Genomic DNA, 16954 nt, shown 5'->3' with positions numbered 1-16954 from the left:
TTGGCGCACGCTATCACATATCTAAACGCAGAGAAATTTAAAACCGCGTTATCGTGAAATTTGTGCTGTTTGTTATATTCAATGCAGTCGAATTTATTGGGTTCGACTGCATTAAAACTTCCTTTAAAGCACCTGAGCACCGTTCACAAACAAAGCGTCCACGACGCCCGAGAGTGCGTCATCGGCACAAGGAATATTTTCCCCTTTGGAATACAGCTGCGATAAATCCGCTGTGGCGCCGGCATCCACCAAAGCGGCGTTAAAATAATTTCCTTCGGCCAAACCAATACCCGCTAAATCAATTACCGCCGCTGGAATCTGGCTGGTGGCTTTAATAAACGCATTCCATTCCAGCTCGCCGGCAGCGATGAGTTTTAGTGCCAGTGGCAGGAAGCAATCAAACAGGCTCATGCCCGGTTCGGCATCGGAAAAAGGCGCTTTTTTCGCGGCAATTTCGTGTGGCCGGTGGTTGGATGAAATAGCTAATTCACCGTTATTCACGGCGGCTAATAATGCCTGGCGATCCGTCTCGCTGCGCAATACCGGCAGCACATTAAACTGGCTGTTATAACCATTCACCGCTTCGTCGGTATACACCAGATTGGCCAGTGGTACATCGGCGGTTACGTTAATGCCATTATCACGTGCCTGTTGCAGCATGGTAACGCTGCGGGCGCAGCTGATCTGGCTGATGTGCAGCTGTACGCCGGTTTGTTCGGCCATTAATAAAATCTGCGACAGGGCAATGGTTTCGGCGGTTTCGGCAATGCCATCCAGACCCATACGAGTGGCGGTGGGGCCAGCGTGCATACAACCATCGGCGAGGGTGGTGTCGTTGGCGCTGAGGAATAAGCGAATGCCGTAGGTGGCGGCGTATTCCATCACGCGCTGTAACACATAGCTGTCTTTAATCGGTTGGCGGGCGTTGGATAATGCCGGGCAACCGGCTTCGGTCAGGCTGAACATATTGGCCAGCTGCTCACCTTGTAACCCTTGAGTGGCGGCACCTAACGGCAGCACTTCGGCATAACCGGCTTGCGCCGCTTTTTCCTGAATTAACTGAACCACGGCGCTGCTGTCGGTTACCGGTTTGGTGTCGGGCAGGGCACAAATATGGGTAAAACCGGAACGTGCGGCGGCTTTGGTTTCCGTGGCGATGGAGCCTTTCTGACTAAAGCCGGGCTCGGCCAAATGCGCGCCTAAATCAATCAATCCGGGAATTAACAGTTTGCCCGTGCCATTGATGCTGGTTTCAATTTCTCCGGCGGCGGGTTTGTGGCCAATGGCCTGAATTTTTCCATCGGCAATATACACATCGGCAACGGTATCTAAGTTGTTGGCCGGGTCGAGCAGGCGGGCGCCTTCAATTAAACAATAGCGCATGATTAAGCCTCCTCGTTTGCAATTGAACTGGCAGATTGTTGCTGGCCACTCATGGCCATCGCCATTACGGCCATACGAACGGCAATACCATAACTGACCTGATTTAAAATCACCGACTGATTGCCATCGGCCACCGCCGATTCAATTTCCACACCGCGATTAATTGGCCCCGGGTGCATCACAATGGCGTCGGGTTTAGCCAGTAATAATTTTTGCTCGGTTAAACCGTACAGCTTAAAAAATTCCCCTTCGCTGGGCAGCAAGGCATTTTGCATGCGCTCTTTTTGCAGGCGCAGCATAATCACCACATCACAATCTTTTAAGCCATCTTCCATGCGGTAAAACGGCTTGGCACCAATGGCTTCAATATCATTGGGTAATAAAGTACCGGGGCCAATCACGCGAACTTCGGCGGCACCTAAGGTGCGCAGTGCATGGATTTGAGAACGGGCAACCCGGGAATGCAGAATATCACCCACAATGGCGACCACTTTGCCTTCGATGCTGTCTTTATGACGACGAATAGTCAGCATATCCAGCATCGCCTGAGTCGGGTGGGCATGACGGCCATCACCGGCGTTAATAATGGCAACGTTCGGCGTCACGTGTTCGGCAATAAAGTGAGCCGCACCTGAGTCGGCGTGGCGTACCACAAACATATCCGAATACATGGCTTCCAGATTCCACAAAGTATCCATCAGGGTTTCCCCTTTGGAGGTGGCTGATTTGGAAATATCCAGATTTAAAATATCCGCTGATAAACGTTTGGCGGCCAGTTCAAAAGTGGAGCGGGTACGGGTGCTGTTTTCAAAAAACAGATTCACCACGGTTTTTCCCCGTAATAACGGCACTTTTTTAACCGAGCGTTCCTGAGTGCTGATAAATGAATCGGCGGTATCGAGAATTTCGGTTAATAATGCTTTGCTTAACCCTTCGGTGGTTAAAAAATGCTTGAGGCGGCCGTCTTCCGTCAGCTGCACCTGATGGGGTGAGTGTGTCATGTTAAATTCCTCAGGCTAAAGACAGGGTCAGTGGTTGCGGGCCGGATAATTTCACCAGCTGACCATCGGATAATTCCAGCTTCTGACCGCATAAATCCGGTTGGATCGGTAATTCACGGCGGCCAATGTCGAGCAGGCACACCAGCTTGATGCTGGCCGGGCGGCCATAGTCGAACAGCTCGTTCATGGCGGCGCGAATGGTGCGGCCACTCATCACCACGTCATCAATCAGAATAATATGGCGGTCTTCAATGCTATCGGGTAGCTGCGAGCCTTTGACTTGTGGGTGTAAACCATGACGGGTGAAGTCATCGCGATAAAAGCTGATATCCAGCTCACCCAGTGGCTCGTCAATGCCGAGTTGCTGTTGCAGGCGTTCTGCCACCCACACACCGCCGGTACGAATACCAATCAACAGCGGGTTGTCGATCTGCTGTTCACTTAACAGTTGTTGCAGTTGTTGTCCGAGTTGTACGCAGGTTTGCTCACAATCGTGTTGCGTTAACGCCAGGCTCATAGTGGCTCCTGTTAATCCTGTTCGCGGGGATGTTCTGACATCCAGCTTTGTAAAATCAGTTCGGCGGCTAAACCATCCACCGAGTTGGCACCAAAATCACGATTGCCGCCTTGTTCAATCACCATGCCTTTTGCTTCGTAGCTGGTCAGGCGTTCGTCCTGAGTATAGGCCGGGCGATGATAACGGCCTTCTAAGCGACGGGCGAATTTCGCTGCGCGTGTACTCATCTCTGACGGGCTGCCATCCATATTAAGGGGCAGGCCAACCACAAAGGCATCGGGTTGCCACTCATCGATAATCTTCTGCAGGTTATCCCAGTTGGGAATGCCGTCTTTGGCTTTGATTGGGTTGAGGGCGCTGGCGCCGTTGGTCAGTCGCTGACCGGTAGCGATGCCAATGCGCTGAGTCCCAAAGTCGAAGCCCATCAGGGTTTTGATTTTGTTGGTGATGGCAACATCCGACATCAGGCGTGTCCTGCATCTGAGCTGAGAAATTCCGGGCTGATACCGAGTTGTTTTAATGCACAGCGGTATAAGTCTTTGGCATCGGTGTCGAATAATAATTCGCTGGTGGCTTCTACCGTGAGCCAGGAGTTTTGCTTTAATTCTTCATCCAGTTGTTGCGCATCCCAACCAGCATAGCCCAATGCCATACGATAATTTTGTGGTCCATCGCCGGCGGCAATGGCGCGCAGAATATCTTTGGAGGAAGTCAGGTGGGCTTCTTCTTCGACGTTCAGAGTGGAATCCCAGTTACCCTGTTGGCGATGCAGAATAAAGCCATGCTCCATGCTCACCGGGCCGCCGGCCAGAATCGATGGATCGATACCGGGCAGACGATCAATCTCCAGCTGCTGACAAATGTCATCGAGGGTGACTTTGAGCGGTTTGTTCAGGACTAAGCCCATCGCACCTTCGTCATTGTGCTCGCACAAATAGGTTACCGTGCCTTCAAACCAGGAGTCTTCCAGTTGTGGCATGGCAATTAATAAATGATTTTTTAAGCTGTGCAGTTGTTGCATGTGGGCTGTCGTATCAGAAAAAGTGACATCAGTTTACGTCGGATAAGTAGCGATTACCTTTAAATTGCCAGGTACGGATAATTTCCAGACGATCGGTGTTCTTACGCATCTCGGCCGTAAACGGAGCAAAAGGCGCAGACTGACGGACGATGCGTAACGCGGCATCATCCAATACCTGTCGGCCGGATGACTCCAGTACGCGTAATTCATAAATGGTGCCATCGGGGTTGATGGCAACCAGTAAACGCAGGCGGCAATCGTTGAAGCAGTTTTCGGCCTCGCGCGGGTAATTGCGTGCGCCATTGTCTTCGATGCGGCGACGCCAGGAGTTCACATAATAGGCGTCGTTGGCCTTCATGGTTGAGGCTGCGGTTAAGCGTTGAATGCGCGGTTGTTTGGCGTACAGCTGGCGCTGGCTATCCAGTTTGGCTTCCAGACTGGCAATTTCCAGGCTGCGTTGTAATAAGGTTTTTTGTGGCCCTTCGGGTAAATCCAATGGATTTGGCGGCAGGTCACTGGATTCGGTTGGTGTTTTTCGTTTGCTACTACCGGTGGTGGAGACCAGGCGCTTCTTGCCTTCCGGTTGTTTCGGTGCGGTGGCTTGCTGTTCTTGTGGTGAGGTTTCGTTGACCTGATTGTCATGGAAGTTGGCTTCCATATCGGTGGTCAGCATTTTGGCTTCATCGAGAGTGCCGCTGCCTTGCTGATTTTCCTGAGCGATAAAGTCAGCTTGTTCCGGGGCGGTGTCGCTTTTGTAGGTTGCCAGGGTCACTTCCAGTGTCTTTGACAAACTGGTGCGATCACTGGCACTGAAGCTGATGCCGAGAATCAACATGGCATGAATAACAAATGCCAGAAACAGGGCAAAAGACAAGCGGTCAGTACTGGAGACAGCAGCGGCAGACATGCGCGAAGAATATCCTCAGGAAACGGAAATCAAACGCCGCCAAGTCTGCGCTTATCGATGAAATTTGTCCACTGCCGCATTGACCTCTTGTGACCGGTTCGGCAGCGGACAGGGGCCGGGTTACAGCTTAGCCAGCAGGGTATCGATCAGCTGACCTGCGACATCAATGCCGGAGTCACGGCTGATTTCACGCACGCAGGTTGGGCTGGTGACGTTAATTTCTGTGAGTGAATTACCAATCACGTCCAGGCCCACAAAGTACAGACCTTTCTCTTTTAAGATGGGGCCAACTTTCTCGGCAATGGCGCGATTTTCGTCACTCAGTGGTTGTGTCACCCCGGTACCACCGGCGGCGATGTTGCCGCGGGTTTCACCTTTGGCCGGAATGCGCGCCAGAGTGTAAGGCACGGGTTCGCCATCAATCATCAGGATGCGCTTATCGCCGTCGACAATTTCAGGAATAAAACGTTGCGCCATGATTTGTTGCTGACCGTGGTTGGTCAGGGTTTCGATAATCACTGACACATTGGGGTCGTCCTGCTTCAGACGGAAGATGGAAGAACCACCCATGCCATCCAGAGGTTTAAAGATCACATCGCCGTGGTCTTTATGGAATTTTTTCAGTAATTCAGCGCTGCGACTGACCAGGGTCGGGGTCATTAAATCCGGGAAAGCGGTGGCAAATACTTTTTCGTTACAGTCGCGCAGGCTTTGTGGTTTGTTGGCGATCAGTACTCCGGCTTCTTCGGCGCGCTCAAGAATATACGTGGAATAAATAAACTCGCTGTCGAACGGTGGATCCTTGCGCATCAGGATAATATTCAGCTCCGATAATGGACGATGCTGATATTGGCCCAATTCGTACCATTTTTCCGGATTCATCTCGACCGTTAACGGCGCCATACGGCCCATGGCAATACCGTTCTCAATGTAGAGGTCGCTTTGTTCCATGTACCACAGTTCACAATCACGTTCCTGAGCGGCGTTTAACAGCGCCAGCGAGGTGTCTTTCTTAAAGGCGATTTGCGAAATCGGGTCCATAACCACGGCGAGTTTAATGCTCATATAGTCTCCGGCGTTGTTGATGTGTCATGTTCGGGAACTGAAAGTGTAACTTATTGACTATTCATATGGCGCAACAGATTTTCTGCGTGCATGCTTCTATATTCCTGCCAAGGCTGCTGGCCTGTGGGGATTAAGTATGATACAAGATTGGGCAATGGCGTCTGTTATCTTCAGAACAGTCACTGAATAAATTACAAGAAAATGGATGGTTAAAGGCCTCCCTATGGACGATAACTTTCAGAATGTAAAAGTCATGGTCATCGACGACAGTAAAACCATTCGTCGTACGGCTGAGACGCTGCTAAAAAAAGTTGGCTGCGAAGTGATCACAGCAACCGATGGTTTTGATGCACTCGCAAAGATTGCTGACACTCATCCGGATATCATTTTTGTTGATATCATGATGCCCCGCCTGGATGGCTACCAGACCTGCGCCTTGATTAAAAATAACTCCAAATTCAAGTCAACTCCGGTCATTATGTTGTCCAGTAAAGATGGTTTATTCGACAAGGCAAAAGGCCGTATTGTTGGTTCAGATGAATATCTGACCAAACCATTCAGCAAAGAAGAACTGCTGGGTTCAATTCGCCAGTATGTAAAATCCTGAACCCGCGAAACAGAATTTGAGAGGAAGTAGGCATGTCCCGCATTTTGGTAGTTGATGATTCTCCAACCGAAACTGAAGCATTCCGTAAAATGCTTGAGGCCAATGGCCATGAAGTAATCAGTGCAGAGAATGGTGCGGACGGTGTTGCCGTTGCCCGTCAGGAAAAACCTGACGTTGTATTGATGGATATTGTAATGCCGGGCCTGAATGGCTTTCAGGCAACCCGTCAGTTAACCAAAGATCCGGAAACGCAACATATTCCGGTGATTATTGTGACCACCAAAGATCAGGAAACCGACCGTGTGTGGGGCAAGCGCCAGGGCGCAAGTGGTTATCTGGTGAAGCCGGTTGCAGAAGCGACTCTGCTGTCTGAAATTGCATCGGTAATGGCAGGCTGATATGCATCCGTTTGCCCAGCTACAGGATATTGCTGAGCGTAGCCGCTCCCATGCATCAGACCTGCCACAGCAGGTTGAACTGGTGCGTTACTGGCGTGGTGTTGGTTTTATGCTGGCAGGTCAGCAGTTTGCTGCTGATATGTCAGACGTTGCTGAAATACTTCAGCCACCGCGACTGACCAAAGTGCCCGGCGTCCGTAGCTGGGTGTTGGGCGTTGCAAATGTGCGCGGTCGTCTGGTGCCAGTGATGGATCTGGCTGGTCTTCTGGGGCTACCGTCTAAAGCCAACTGGCGCAGTCGCCGGGTGCTGGTGGTTGAGCACGGTGATCATACGACTGGATTGTTGGTGGATGCTGTGTTGGGGATGCAGCAGTTCGCTGAAGATCGTATGGTGGAAACGACCGATCTTGATCCGCAATTCGGTAAGTTTGTTACCCGTGCTTATGAACGCGATGGTAAACACTGGCCGGTTTTTCAGTTGCTGGATCTGATTCGGGCGCCGGAATTTTTGCAGATTGCGGTATAAAAAATTCAAGTCGTGACGGCTGCATTTGTGGTTGTGACGCAATTAAATGATAAGTAGCCATCAGGCATATAATTTAAAAGTGAGTGTGGAGAGGAACGCATGAACGAAAATACAGGAAGCGTCTTGTCGACGGTCTTCAGGAATCGGGCCAATGGTATTCTGGCTGGCCTGTTGTTTTTATTCCTGGGTGTTTTTATTGCCATTACGGTATATGTGAACGCCTTATCGAACCGGGACGACCAGTATATTGAACACTCGGGTGAGCTGCGGGTGTTGTCACAGGAATTGGCAAAAAACGCGGTGGAAGCCGCCGGCGGTAAAGAAGAAGCCTTCGGCCAGCTGAAACAGGCGCGTGATAATTTTGATTTGCGCTGGGGCTATCTGACGCGTGGTAACCCGGCAACGGGTCTGGAGCCAGCTGAAGTCGCAACCATGACTGATGTACAGGGCATCTGGGACTCAGTAAAAGGTAATGCTGACCAGATTATCCGGGCTCAGGATATTATTCTCTCGCTGCACGAAGTTGCGGCCACGCTTGCAGAAACCATTCCTCAGCTGCAGGTGGAATACGATGAAATTGTAGAAATTTTGCTGGATAACGGCGCTCCTGCCGATCAGGTGGCGGTTGCTCAGCGTCAGTCCTGGCTGGCAGAACGTATTGTACGTTCGGTGAACAAAGTACTGGCCGGTGGTGAAGATGCGGTGATGGCGGCTGACGCTTTTGGTCGGGATGCGTCGTTATTCGGTCGCGTACTGAACGGTATGATTCAGGGCGATGTTGCCGCGATGGGTGTTTCGCAGGTAACTGATGAAGAAGCGATTTACGCACTGGCGGAAGTGGCAGAGCTGTTTGAATTCGTATCCGGCTCTGTTGATGAAATTCTGGAAACCTCTCCTGAACTGTTCCAGGTGCGTGAAGCATCGGACAATATCTTTGCTGACTCGCGCAGCCTGCTGGATCAGACTTCTCAGTTAACCACCAGTATTCAGAATGACCTGGGTGCTCGTACCGTGCTGCAGATTGTGGGCTATATCTCGGTGGTTCTGGCCGTTGTGATGATCATTATGTTGGGTGTGGTTTCTTACCGTGATACTCGTCGAGATCTGACCGAAACAGCCAGTCAGAATGACCAGAACCAGATGGCGATTTTACGTCTGCTGGACGAAATTGCTGACCTTGCAGACGGTGACTTAACCGCTTCCGCAACGGTAACCGAAGACTTCACGGGTGCGATTGCTGACTCCATCAACTACGCAATCGACCAGATGCGCTCGCTGGTATCGGCGATTAACGAAACAGCGGTACAGGTATCGTCGGCGGCCCAGGAAACTCAGGCAACGGCAATGCATCTGGCCGAAGCTTCTGAACACCAGGCACAGGAAATTGCCGGAGCGTCGGCGGCGATTAACGAAATGGCGGTGTCGATTGACCAGGTATCGGCCAACGCCTCAGAATCTTCTGCGGTTGCGGAGCGATCGGTTGCGATCGCTAACAAAGGTGCCGAAGTGGTACAGGCAACCATCAACGGCATGGATAACATCCGTGAACAGATTCAGGAAACGTCTAAGCGGATTAAACGTCTGGGTGAATCCTCACAGGAGATTGGTGACATCATCTCCCTGATTACCGATATTGCTGACCAAACCAACATTCTGTCTCTGAACGCTGCGATTCAGGCATCCATGGCCGGTGACGCAGGTCGAGGCTTCGCGGTGGTTGCGGATGAGGTACAGCGTCTTGCAGAACGTTCTGCTGCGGCAACGAAGCAGATTGAAGCGCTGGTTAAAACGATTCAGAACGATACTAACGAAGCCGTTATTTCGATGGAAACCACCACCTCCGAGGTGGTACGTGGTGCTCGCCTGGCACAGGATGCGGGTGTTGCCCTGGAAGAGATTGAGAACGTATCGAAAAACCTGGCGGAATTGATTCAGAACATTTCCAACGCCGCCCGTCAGCAGGCTTCTTCTGCGGGTCATATTTCCAATACGATGAACGTGATCCAGGAAATTACCTCGCAGACTTCTGCGGGTACCACGGCGACGGCGAAGTCGATTGGTAACCTGGCGGAAATGGCCAACAAACTGCGTGAATCGGTGGCGGGCTTTAAACTGCCTGAGAATGATATCGAGCTTGATGAGCAGCACGTGCTATAAGCACCTGAGTTCTCATGTCTTATCAGTTGCAAACCGGGATTACCTACGTGCCCAGGCTGGATGATATTCAGTTCGGGCGCTGGCAGAGCCTGCTGGAAGAACGAACCGGCATGTGTCTGCCTGTGCAAAGGCGCTCATTTCTGCAAACCAGCCTGGGGCTGCGGATGCAGGAAGTGGGGTGTTCCAGTTACGAAGAGTATTATCAGCGTGTGACCGATGGCCCTTCCGGGGCGATTGAGTGGAACACGCTGGTGGATCGTCTGACAGTGCAGGAAACCCGGTTTTTTCGTGATCCGGATGCTTATGCCTTTGTTGATCAGTACATTCAGCAAAAAGCGACGGAACTGGGTGATGATGAGACATTAGAATGCTGGAGTGTTGGTTGTTCTTCGGGTGAAGAAACCTACAGTCTGGCGATGGTGGCTGATCGTTATCTGACACCCCGGGGCAAGCGTTATGCTATTACCGGGACCGATATTTCAACCATCGTGCTGAGAAAAGCACGCTCCGGGCGTTATCAGCCGCGGACTCTGGAATGGGTGCCGCAGGACTATCTCGCCAGCTCTTTTAAAACCAGTGGCATCAACGAAATTGAAATCAGTGACCGTCTGCGCAACCGTTGTTGTTTCAGTCAGGTCAATATTCTCAATCTCGATGCCTGCCCACTGAGTTCACAACATATTATTTATTGTCAGAATGTTCTTATTTATTTCCGTCGCTGGCGGCGACGTGAAATTCTGAACGTGTTAGCCGAACGTCTGGCGCCCGGCGGTATTCTGGTGATTGGTCTGGGGGAAATGGTGGACTTTAATCATCCGTTGCTGGAACCGGTGCATAACGGCCAGATATCTGCATTCGTGCGTAAGAAAACGAATTCGACAGGGGAGACCGCAAGGCGATGAGCCAGGACTACATCGCCCTTGAATGGGTAAAAGGGGAAATCGAAGAGACGCTTCAGCAGGCACAGCAAGCGCTGGAGGCTTATGTTGAAAACCCCGACGATAAAAGCCGTCTCAGGTTCTGCCTGAGTTATCTGCATCAGGTTCGTGGCACTCTGCAAATGGTGGAGTTCTACGGCGCTGCGCTGCTGGCGGAAGAAATGGAAGCGGTGGCCCAGGCGATGAGCGATGGCCAGGCGCTGACTTCAGCTTCCCATGGCGAAGGCTCTCCGGCGCTGGAGGTGTTGATGCAGGCGATTTTACAGCTGCCTCATTACTTACAGCACATCAAGGTTGGCCGTCGGGATCTGCCGGTGGTGTTACTGCCGATCCTGAATGAATTACGCTCTGTGCGTGGTGAAAATGTGCTGCCGGAAGCTGCATTGTTTAATCCGGTGATCAAACATAATTCGATTCTGTCTTCCAAGCAGGCCGAGGTTTATAACGGTAAAGATTTCCGTCTGTGGGCGAAAAAAGTCCGTCAGATGTTGCAGGCTGCGATGTTGCAGCTGTTGCAAAACAAGCAACCAGACGTCGCAAAACAATATCTACGCAAAGCCTTTGCGCGCCTGCACAAAGCCTTGCACACCACGCCGCAGGGCAAAATCTGGTTGCCTGCTCTGGCCTTTTCCGAATGGCTGGACAAGCAAGACACAATATCTGATGACGCCAAAAAAATACTGGGTCAATTAGACCGTATTTTACACGCGGCCATTGAAGAAGGTGCAGCGGCTGTCAATCGTACGCCAGATGAAGAAGTACTGCGTTCTCTGCTGATGTTTGTCGCCAACTCCAGTATGAGTGGCGATGCAATTCGCAAAGTCCGGGACGAATACGCTTTAAATAAAGCACTGGTCAGTGATAGTGACCTTGAACAACAGCGTAATGAACTGGCAGGGCCTGACAAAGAAACCGTTGACCAGGTACTGCACGCACTGGTTGAAGAAATTGCCACCGTTAAAGATCGGCTGGACCTGTTGGTGCGTGGTAATGAAGATCGCAATGCCACATTGCAGGATGTTTCTCCGGCATTAAAACAAATCACCGATACCATGACGGTACTGGGGCTGGGAATGCCTCGTAAAGTGTTGCAGGAGCAACAACAGGAAGTCGCTCGTTTGCTGGAAGGTGAACTGCCGGTTGAAGACCATCACCTGATGGATATTGCCGGCGCATTGCTTTACGTTGAAGCCACGCTGACCGGTATGAAACGTGAGGGTGACCTCAATGTTAAGGTAAACGAAGGCTCCCTGACGGATGCACAAAAAGCCGTGTTGCGTGAAGCGCGTAATGTGCTGGAGCAGGTGAAGGACGCTATTGTTGAGTACATCGCCAAGCAATGGGCAGCAGAAGAGCTGCGCGATGTACCATCATTACTGCACAGCATTGAAGGCTCGCTGAGCATGATTCCTTTGCCACGGGTAGCCGGTATTTTGTCCCGTGCTGCTGCGTTTGTGCAGAATCAGCTGGTAAATGAAGAACTGAAGCCTCAGTGGTCAGTACTCGATACTCTGGCGGATGTACTGACAGGCGTTGAATACTTTATCGAACGTTATTCAGAGAAGCCCGGTAATGCCAGCGAAGATTTATTAAGTCGTGCGGAAGAGTCTTTGCTGGAATTACCGGCAACGGAACCTTTGAGTGACGCGATTGATGAAATCGACCTGCAGGATGAGCACTCAGTGCCGGCGGAAATTACTGCACTGGAATCTGATTCCATATCGAATCCCGATGAATCGGTTGCTGCTGATATTCCGGTTCTGGATGCTGAAGAAATTGAACTGACCAGCGATGATGTCGAGCTGATCAGTGAAACAGTAGCTGATATCGCCGAACCTTTCATGGGTCAATCAGCTGATTATGTGGAGCACACTGAATCGGCCGAGCCTGCAATTGAAAGCGTGGAAACGGTAGATCAGCCGGTTGTCGAAACTGCTACTGATGATGTTACTGAGGTGGCCAGTGATTCTGTTGCAGACGACGATGATTTAATCGACGATGAAATTATTGAAATCTTCCTCGAAGAGGCAGAAGAAGTTACCGAAACGCTGGATGAATATTGGCCGCAGTTTAAGGCGGCGCATAATGATCAGGAAGCGTTAACCACTGTTCGCCGTGCTTTCCATACCCTCAAAGGCAGTGGTCGCATGGTTCAGGCCACGATTATTGGTGAGCTGGCCTGGTCGATTGAGAATATGTTCAACCGGGTGCTGGATGAAACCATCAGCATCAGCGATAACCTGATTGCCATTGTTGATCACGTTATTGCGTGTTTACCAGAGTTGATTGAAGACTTCCGCAGTCATCGCTCTCCTTCGCTGGATACCGAACCTCTGATGGAGTATGCCAACACGTTGGCGGCCAATGAAGTGGTCGAGCCGTTTATGGCGACTGACCATTCAACATCAGAAGACGCTACGTCAGACGATGTGACCGACGATGATGAAGATGCGGCGTTACTCGACGTATTTGTGACAGAGGCGAATTCCCACCTGAGCACCGTTGAACAGTTTATTCAGCAAAGCCGTGATGATGAATTCAGCAATCCGTTAAGTGATCACCTGCAACGTGCCCTGCATACCTTAAAAGGCAGTGCGCATATGGCGGGCATTGCCGCGATTGCCGACGTGGCTGCTCCGCTGGAAAAAATGATCAAAGAGCTGCGCGCCTATCAAATTAAGAATGCGCCGGGAATTGTCAGTCTGGTTGAAGAAGGCGACCGTCTTATTCGTGAAGGACTGGCGAATAATTCACTGATGTCGCTGGAGCTTATCCCTGGGACAGATGATTTTATTGAGCGTCTGGAAGCGCTGGAAGACCTATTACTTGAGCCTCTATTACAAGCTCAGGAAGCCGGTAACGTTGGCCCGAGTCCTCAGACCATTGCGACCTTTCTCGCGCAGGGAATGGATTCACTGCTGGACGCCGATGAGTTACTGAAACAGTGGCAACAACAAGGCGATACTGAGATTCTGCAGCAGCTATGTAAGGATCTTGATCAGGTTGCTCGTGGCGCTGCAAAAGCAGAACTTCCTAATATTGAAGTGTTAGCCAATACACTGAATCTGTTCTATGCCGATATGCTGGCGCAGCAGCGTCAGTCTGATGAAAGCCCATTAGCACTGTTGCGGGATGCTCAGGAAGCTCTGTTAGGCATGATGGATTGTCTGGCGGCCGGACAAGAAACATTGCCAGCAACTGAATTGGTTGATCAGCTGAACAGTTGGGAGTTTGTGCAGCCTGAACCGGATACTGATGATGTTCCTTTAGTCGCTGATCTGCCATCGTCTGATGAGTTGCCGCCGGTTGCTGATGTGGATCTGCTGGAAGAAGACGATGAAATTCTGGAAATCTTCCTCGAAGAAGCCGACGAGGTTTCTGAATCCATTGAGGCTGCGATGGAGCGTTGGCAACAGCAACCAGATAACCTGCTTGATGTTGCTCAATTACAGCGTGAGTTGCACACCCTTAAGGGTGGTGCGCGTATGGCCGAACTGCAGGAAATTGCTGAGCTGTGCCATGAATTAGAAACCCTGTATGAAAAAGTGAATGATGGCCGGGTTGCGGTAAGCCCGGATTTATTCAGTTTGTTACAACGTGGTCATGATGCTTTGGCAGCTCAGCTGGACGCCGTTAAGCAGGGGCAAAAGGCTAATGATGAGCAAGCTCTGATAACTGAAATTCTGGCCTTTGCCGGTGCTATTAGCGCACCAGCAGAAACTGCTTTTGCGGATGCAGACGATGAGATTGAGCTGAGCGATACAAGCATTGATGAGCCTCTTAGTGAAACAGATGGAGAGGCTGTTGCGCTTGTTGAGACGCCTGTTGCGGAATCCCCGGTTGTAGAAGCGCCGGTTGCTCTGGATATGCCAGTCGTAGAGTCTCTGGATGAGTCTGACCGTGAGATTCTCGAAATCTTTATCGAAGAAGCCCAGGAGCTACAGGAACAGCTGGATAAAACCCTGCATAACTGGGAACAGCAACCGGATGATTTATCTCAGGCTGCGGAAGCGCAGCGGGTACTGCATACCCTGAAAGGGGGCGCACGTCTGGCGGGATTAACGGATATTGGTGATCAGGCGCACGACTTTGAAGCCAATATCCTGAAAGCCCAACAAGGTCAGCTCGAAGTGAATGCAGATCTGTTTAAACAGTACTACAAGATCCATGATTCTCTGACGCAAAAAGTTGAAGCGGTTGAACAAAGTCTGTTCAGTGATGGCTTTGTTTCGCTGGGTGAAAAATCCATCTTGGTTGATGCTGATGAACTGGATACAACAACCGTATCCGATGCAGCTGAAGTGGATATCGATACAGATACAGAAGGCCGTACGTTGTCTGTTGTTCCTGCATCGGTTATCGAACCTGTCGCTGACGAATCTGCAGCGACCAATGTGGTACCGCTGCGCCCGGATTCTGCTGTTGATACTGAGGCGGCAGAAGCCAATACCTCGCTGTCTGAAGTGGCTGAAGTGGCTGAAGTGGCTGAAGTGGCTGAAGTGGTGAAAAACCCTCAGCTTCCAACAACACCTCAATCGCCACAGAAACCTCAACCACAGTCACAAGCTCAGTCCGGAGGACGAAAAGCACCTCAGGAGCTGGTTAAGGTTTCCGCGGATTTACTCGACAATCTGGTAAACCTGGCGGGCGAAACCTCCATTGGTCGTGGTCGTTTAGAACAGCAGGTAACCGACTTCTCGTACACATTGGACGAGATGGATATGACACTTGATCGTTTGCGCGATCAGTTACGTCGTCTGGATATGGAAACCGAAGCGCAGGTACTGTTCCGTCAGGAGCGCCAGGGGCCGGATTATGATGATTTTGACCCGCTGGAAATGGACCGTTACTCCGCCATGCAGCAGTTATCGCGGGCATTGGTTGAATCAGCATCGGATTTGCTCGACCTGAAAGACACGCTGTCGGATAAAACCCGCGACGCTGAAACCTTGTTGTTGCAACAAAGCCGGGTTAATACCGAGTTGCAGGAAGGCTTGATGAAGAGCCGCATGGTACCGTTCCAGCGCCTAGTGCCGCGTTTGCGCCGGATTGTGCGTCAAGTCAGCCTGGAATTGGGTAAGCAGGTTGACCTGAAAGTCTTTAATGCTGATGGCGAGATGGACCGGACCATTCTGGAACGCCTGATTTCTCCTCTGGAGCATATGGTTCGTAATGCTGTTGACCACGGGATGGAGAGTGAAAGTGAACGACTTGCGGCGGGGAAATCTTCCGTTGGTAGTATCGAACTGAATTTGTCCCGTGATGGTGGTGATATTGTTCTGAAGCTGCGCGACGACGGTAAAGGGGTCAACCTCGATGCTGTTCGTAGCAAGGCCATTGAGCGTGGTTTGATGGAAGCCGACAGCGACCTGAACGATCAGGAAGTTATCCAGTTTATCTTGCAGGCCGGTTTCTCTACGGCTGAAAAAGTCACCCAGATTTCTGGCCGTGGTGTCGGCATGGACGTTGTGACCAGTGAAATCAAACAGATGGGTGGTAGTGTTGCCATTCAGTCTGAAGCGGGACAAGGAACAGAGTTCACTGTGCGTCTGCCATTTACGGTGTCTGTGAACCGGGCACTGATGGTGCGCGTTGGTGATGACTTGTATGCCATTCCGTTGAACAACATTGAAGGTATCGTACGGGCATCTGCTACAGAATTGCAGACTCTTTATGATATTCCGTCGGAAGAACGTCGTTACGGCTATGCCGGTAACGATTATCGTCTGGAATATCTTGGTAATATGCTGGATAACGAAGCGCAGCCTAAGTTTGCGGCTCAGCATTTGCCATTACCTGTGTTGTTGATTCGTGGTGCTTCTCCTTTTGCGTTGCAGGTTGATTCTCTGCTGGGCTCACGGGAGATTGTAGTAAAAACCCTCGGCCCTCAGTTTGCCTCTGTGATGGGGGTTTCCGGTGGTACGATTCTGGGTGACGGTAACGTGGTGATCATTCTCGATTTACCAGCGATGATCCGTACCCAGTCCAGCCTTGAGTATCAACATGCTAAGGCGCTGGATGTGCAGGACGCCGAACGCCGCCATGAACTGGAGAACCGGTTACCACGGATTCTTGTGGTGGATGACTCGGTAACGGTTCGTAAGGTAACCACACGTCTGCTCGAACGTAATGGTATGGAAGTCTATACCGCCAAAGATGGTGTGGATGCGATGGCAACCTTACAAGATCATAAGCCGGATCTGATGTTGCTGGATATTGAGATGCCACGGATGGATGGTTTTGAGGTGGCATCACAGGTTCGCCATGATTCCCGCCTGAAAGATATTCCGATCATCATGATCACGTCACGAACCGGTGATAAACACCGTGAGCGTGCTCTGTCTATTGGTGTAAACGAATATCTGGGTAAACCTTTCCAGGAAGATGTGCTGCTGAGCACCATGAACCAGCTGTTAGGGCGTAAGGAACACTGA

Annotated in this window: 13 protein-coding genes; 6 read left to right on the top strand and 7 right to left on the bottom strand. The window is 51.0% G+C overall.

The features are described from left to right. Nucleotides 1-123 precede the first annotated feature (123 nt). The 7 genes from ACO05E_RS05990 to gshB all read right to left on the bottom strand — a co-directional run bounded on the left by ACO05E_RS05990 (nt 124) and on the right by gshB (nt 5894). A complete protein-coding gene (locus tag ACO05E_RS05990; protein WP_419812076.1) occupies nt 124-1383 on the bottom strand; it encodes a dihydroorotase in 1260 nt (419 codons plus the stop codon). Nucleotides 1384-1385: 2 nt separating this feature from the next. Continuing rightward, nucleotides 1386-2384 carry an aspartate carbamoyltransferase catalytic subunit gene (locus tag ACO05E_RS05985; RefSeq protein WP_419812075.1) on the bottom strand — a complete coding sequence of 333 codons (999 nt, stop codon included), beginning with the start codon at nt 2382-2384 and terminating at the stop codon, nt 1386-1388. A 10-nt stretch (nt 2385-2394) separates the two neighbouring features. Further along, nucleotides 2395-2901 carry a bifunctional pyr operon transcriptional regulator/uracil phosphoribosyltransferase PyrR gene (gene pyrR / locus ACO05E_RS05980; protein ID WP_419812074.1) on the bottom strand — a complete coding sequence of 169 codons (507 nt, stop codon included), beginning with the start codon at nt 2899-2901 and terminating at the stop codon, nt 2395-2397. Between the two features lie 11 nt (nt 2902-2912). Then, a complete protein-coding gene (gene ruvX / locus ACO05E_RS05975; protein WP_419812073.1) occupies nt 2913-3365 on the bottom strand; it encodes a Holliday junction resolvase RuvX in 453 nt (150 codons plus the stop codon). Beyond that, a complete protein-coding gene (locus tag ACO05E_RS05970) occupies nt 3365-3922 on the bottom strand; it encodes a YqgE/AlgH family protein (RefSeq protein WP_419812072.1) in 558 nt (185 codons plus the stop codon). The genes ruvX and ACO05E_RS05970 overlap by 1 nt, the downstream gene beginning before the upstream one ends. Nucleotides 3923-3950: 28 nt before the next feature. Then, nucleotides 3951-4829 (bottom strand): energy transducer TonB, encoded by an 879-nt coding sequence (locus ACO05E_RS05965; RefSeq protein ID WP_419812071.1) that lies wholly within the window; start codon nt 4827-4829, stop codon nt 3951-3953. A 120-nt stretch (nt 4830-4949) separates the two neighbouring features. Then, nucleotides 4950-5894 (bottom strand): glutathione synthase, encoded by a 945-nt coding sequence (gshB, locus tag ACO05E_RS05960; protein WP_419812070.1) that lies wholly within the window; start codon nt 5892-5894, stop codon nt 4950-4952. Between the two features lie 223 nt (nt 5895-6117). Here gshB and pilG point away from each other — a divergent pair, with 223 nt between their 5' ends. The 6 genes from pilG (at nt 6118) to ACO05E_RS05930 (ending at nt 16954) form a co-directional block, all read left to right on the top strand. After that, nucleotides 6118-6501, top strand: coding sequence for a twitching motility response regulator PilG (gene pilG / locus ACO05E_RS05955; RefSeq protein WP_068660884.1), 384 nt, complete (start codon nt 6118-6120; stop codon nt 6499-6501). A 32-nt stretch (nt 6502-6533) separates the two neighbouring features. After that, nucleotides 6534-6899 (top strand): twitching motility response regulator PilH, encoded by a 366-nt coding sequence (pilH, locus tag ACO05E_RS05950; protein ID WP_255857938.1) that lies wholly within the window; start codon nt 6534-6536, stop codon nt 6897-6899. 1 nt (nt 6900) lies between these two features. Beyond that, nucleotides 6901-7425 carry a chemotaxis protein CheW gene (locus ACO05E_RS05945; protein ID WP_419812069.1) on the top strand — a complete coding sequence of 175 codons (525 nt, stop codon included), beginning with the start codon at nt 6901-6903 and terminating at the stop codon, nt 7423-7425. A 99-nt stretch (nt 7426-7524) separates the two neighbouring features. Further along, nucleotides 7525-9582, top strand: a complete 2058-nt coding sequence (locus ACO05E_RS05940; protein WP_419812068.1) for a methyl-accepting chemotaxis protein — start codon at nt 7525-7527, stop codon at nt 9580-9582. A 14-nt stretch (nt 9583-9596) separates the two neighbouring features. After that, nucleotides 9597-10484 carry a CheR family methyltransferase gene (locus ACO05E_RS05935; protein WP_419812067.1) on the top strand — a complete coding sequence of 296 codons (888 nt, stop codon included), beginning with the start codon at nt 9597-9599 and terminating at the stop codon, nt 10482-10484. Continuing rightward, entirely contained in the window at nt 10481-16954 is a 6474-nt protein-coding gene (locus ACO05E_RS05930) for an Hpt domain-containing protein (RefSeq protein ID WP_419812066.1), read from the top strand. The genes ACO05E_RS05935 and ACO05E_RS05930 overlap by 4 nt, the downstream gene beginning before the upstream one ends.

The organism is Bacterioplanoides sp. (genome assembly GCF_965226395.1).
Classification (GTDB): Bacteria; Pseudomonadota; Gammaproteobacteria; order Pseudomonadales; family Oceanobacteraceae; genus Bacterioplanoides.
The sequence above is the reverse complement of the archived record's forward strand: the minus strand, read 5'-3'. Positions and strand labels throughout refer to the sequence as shown.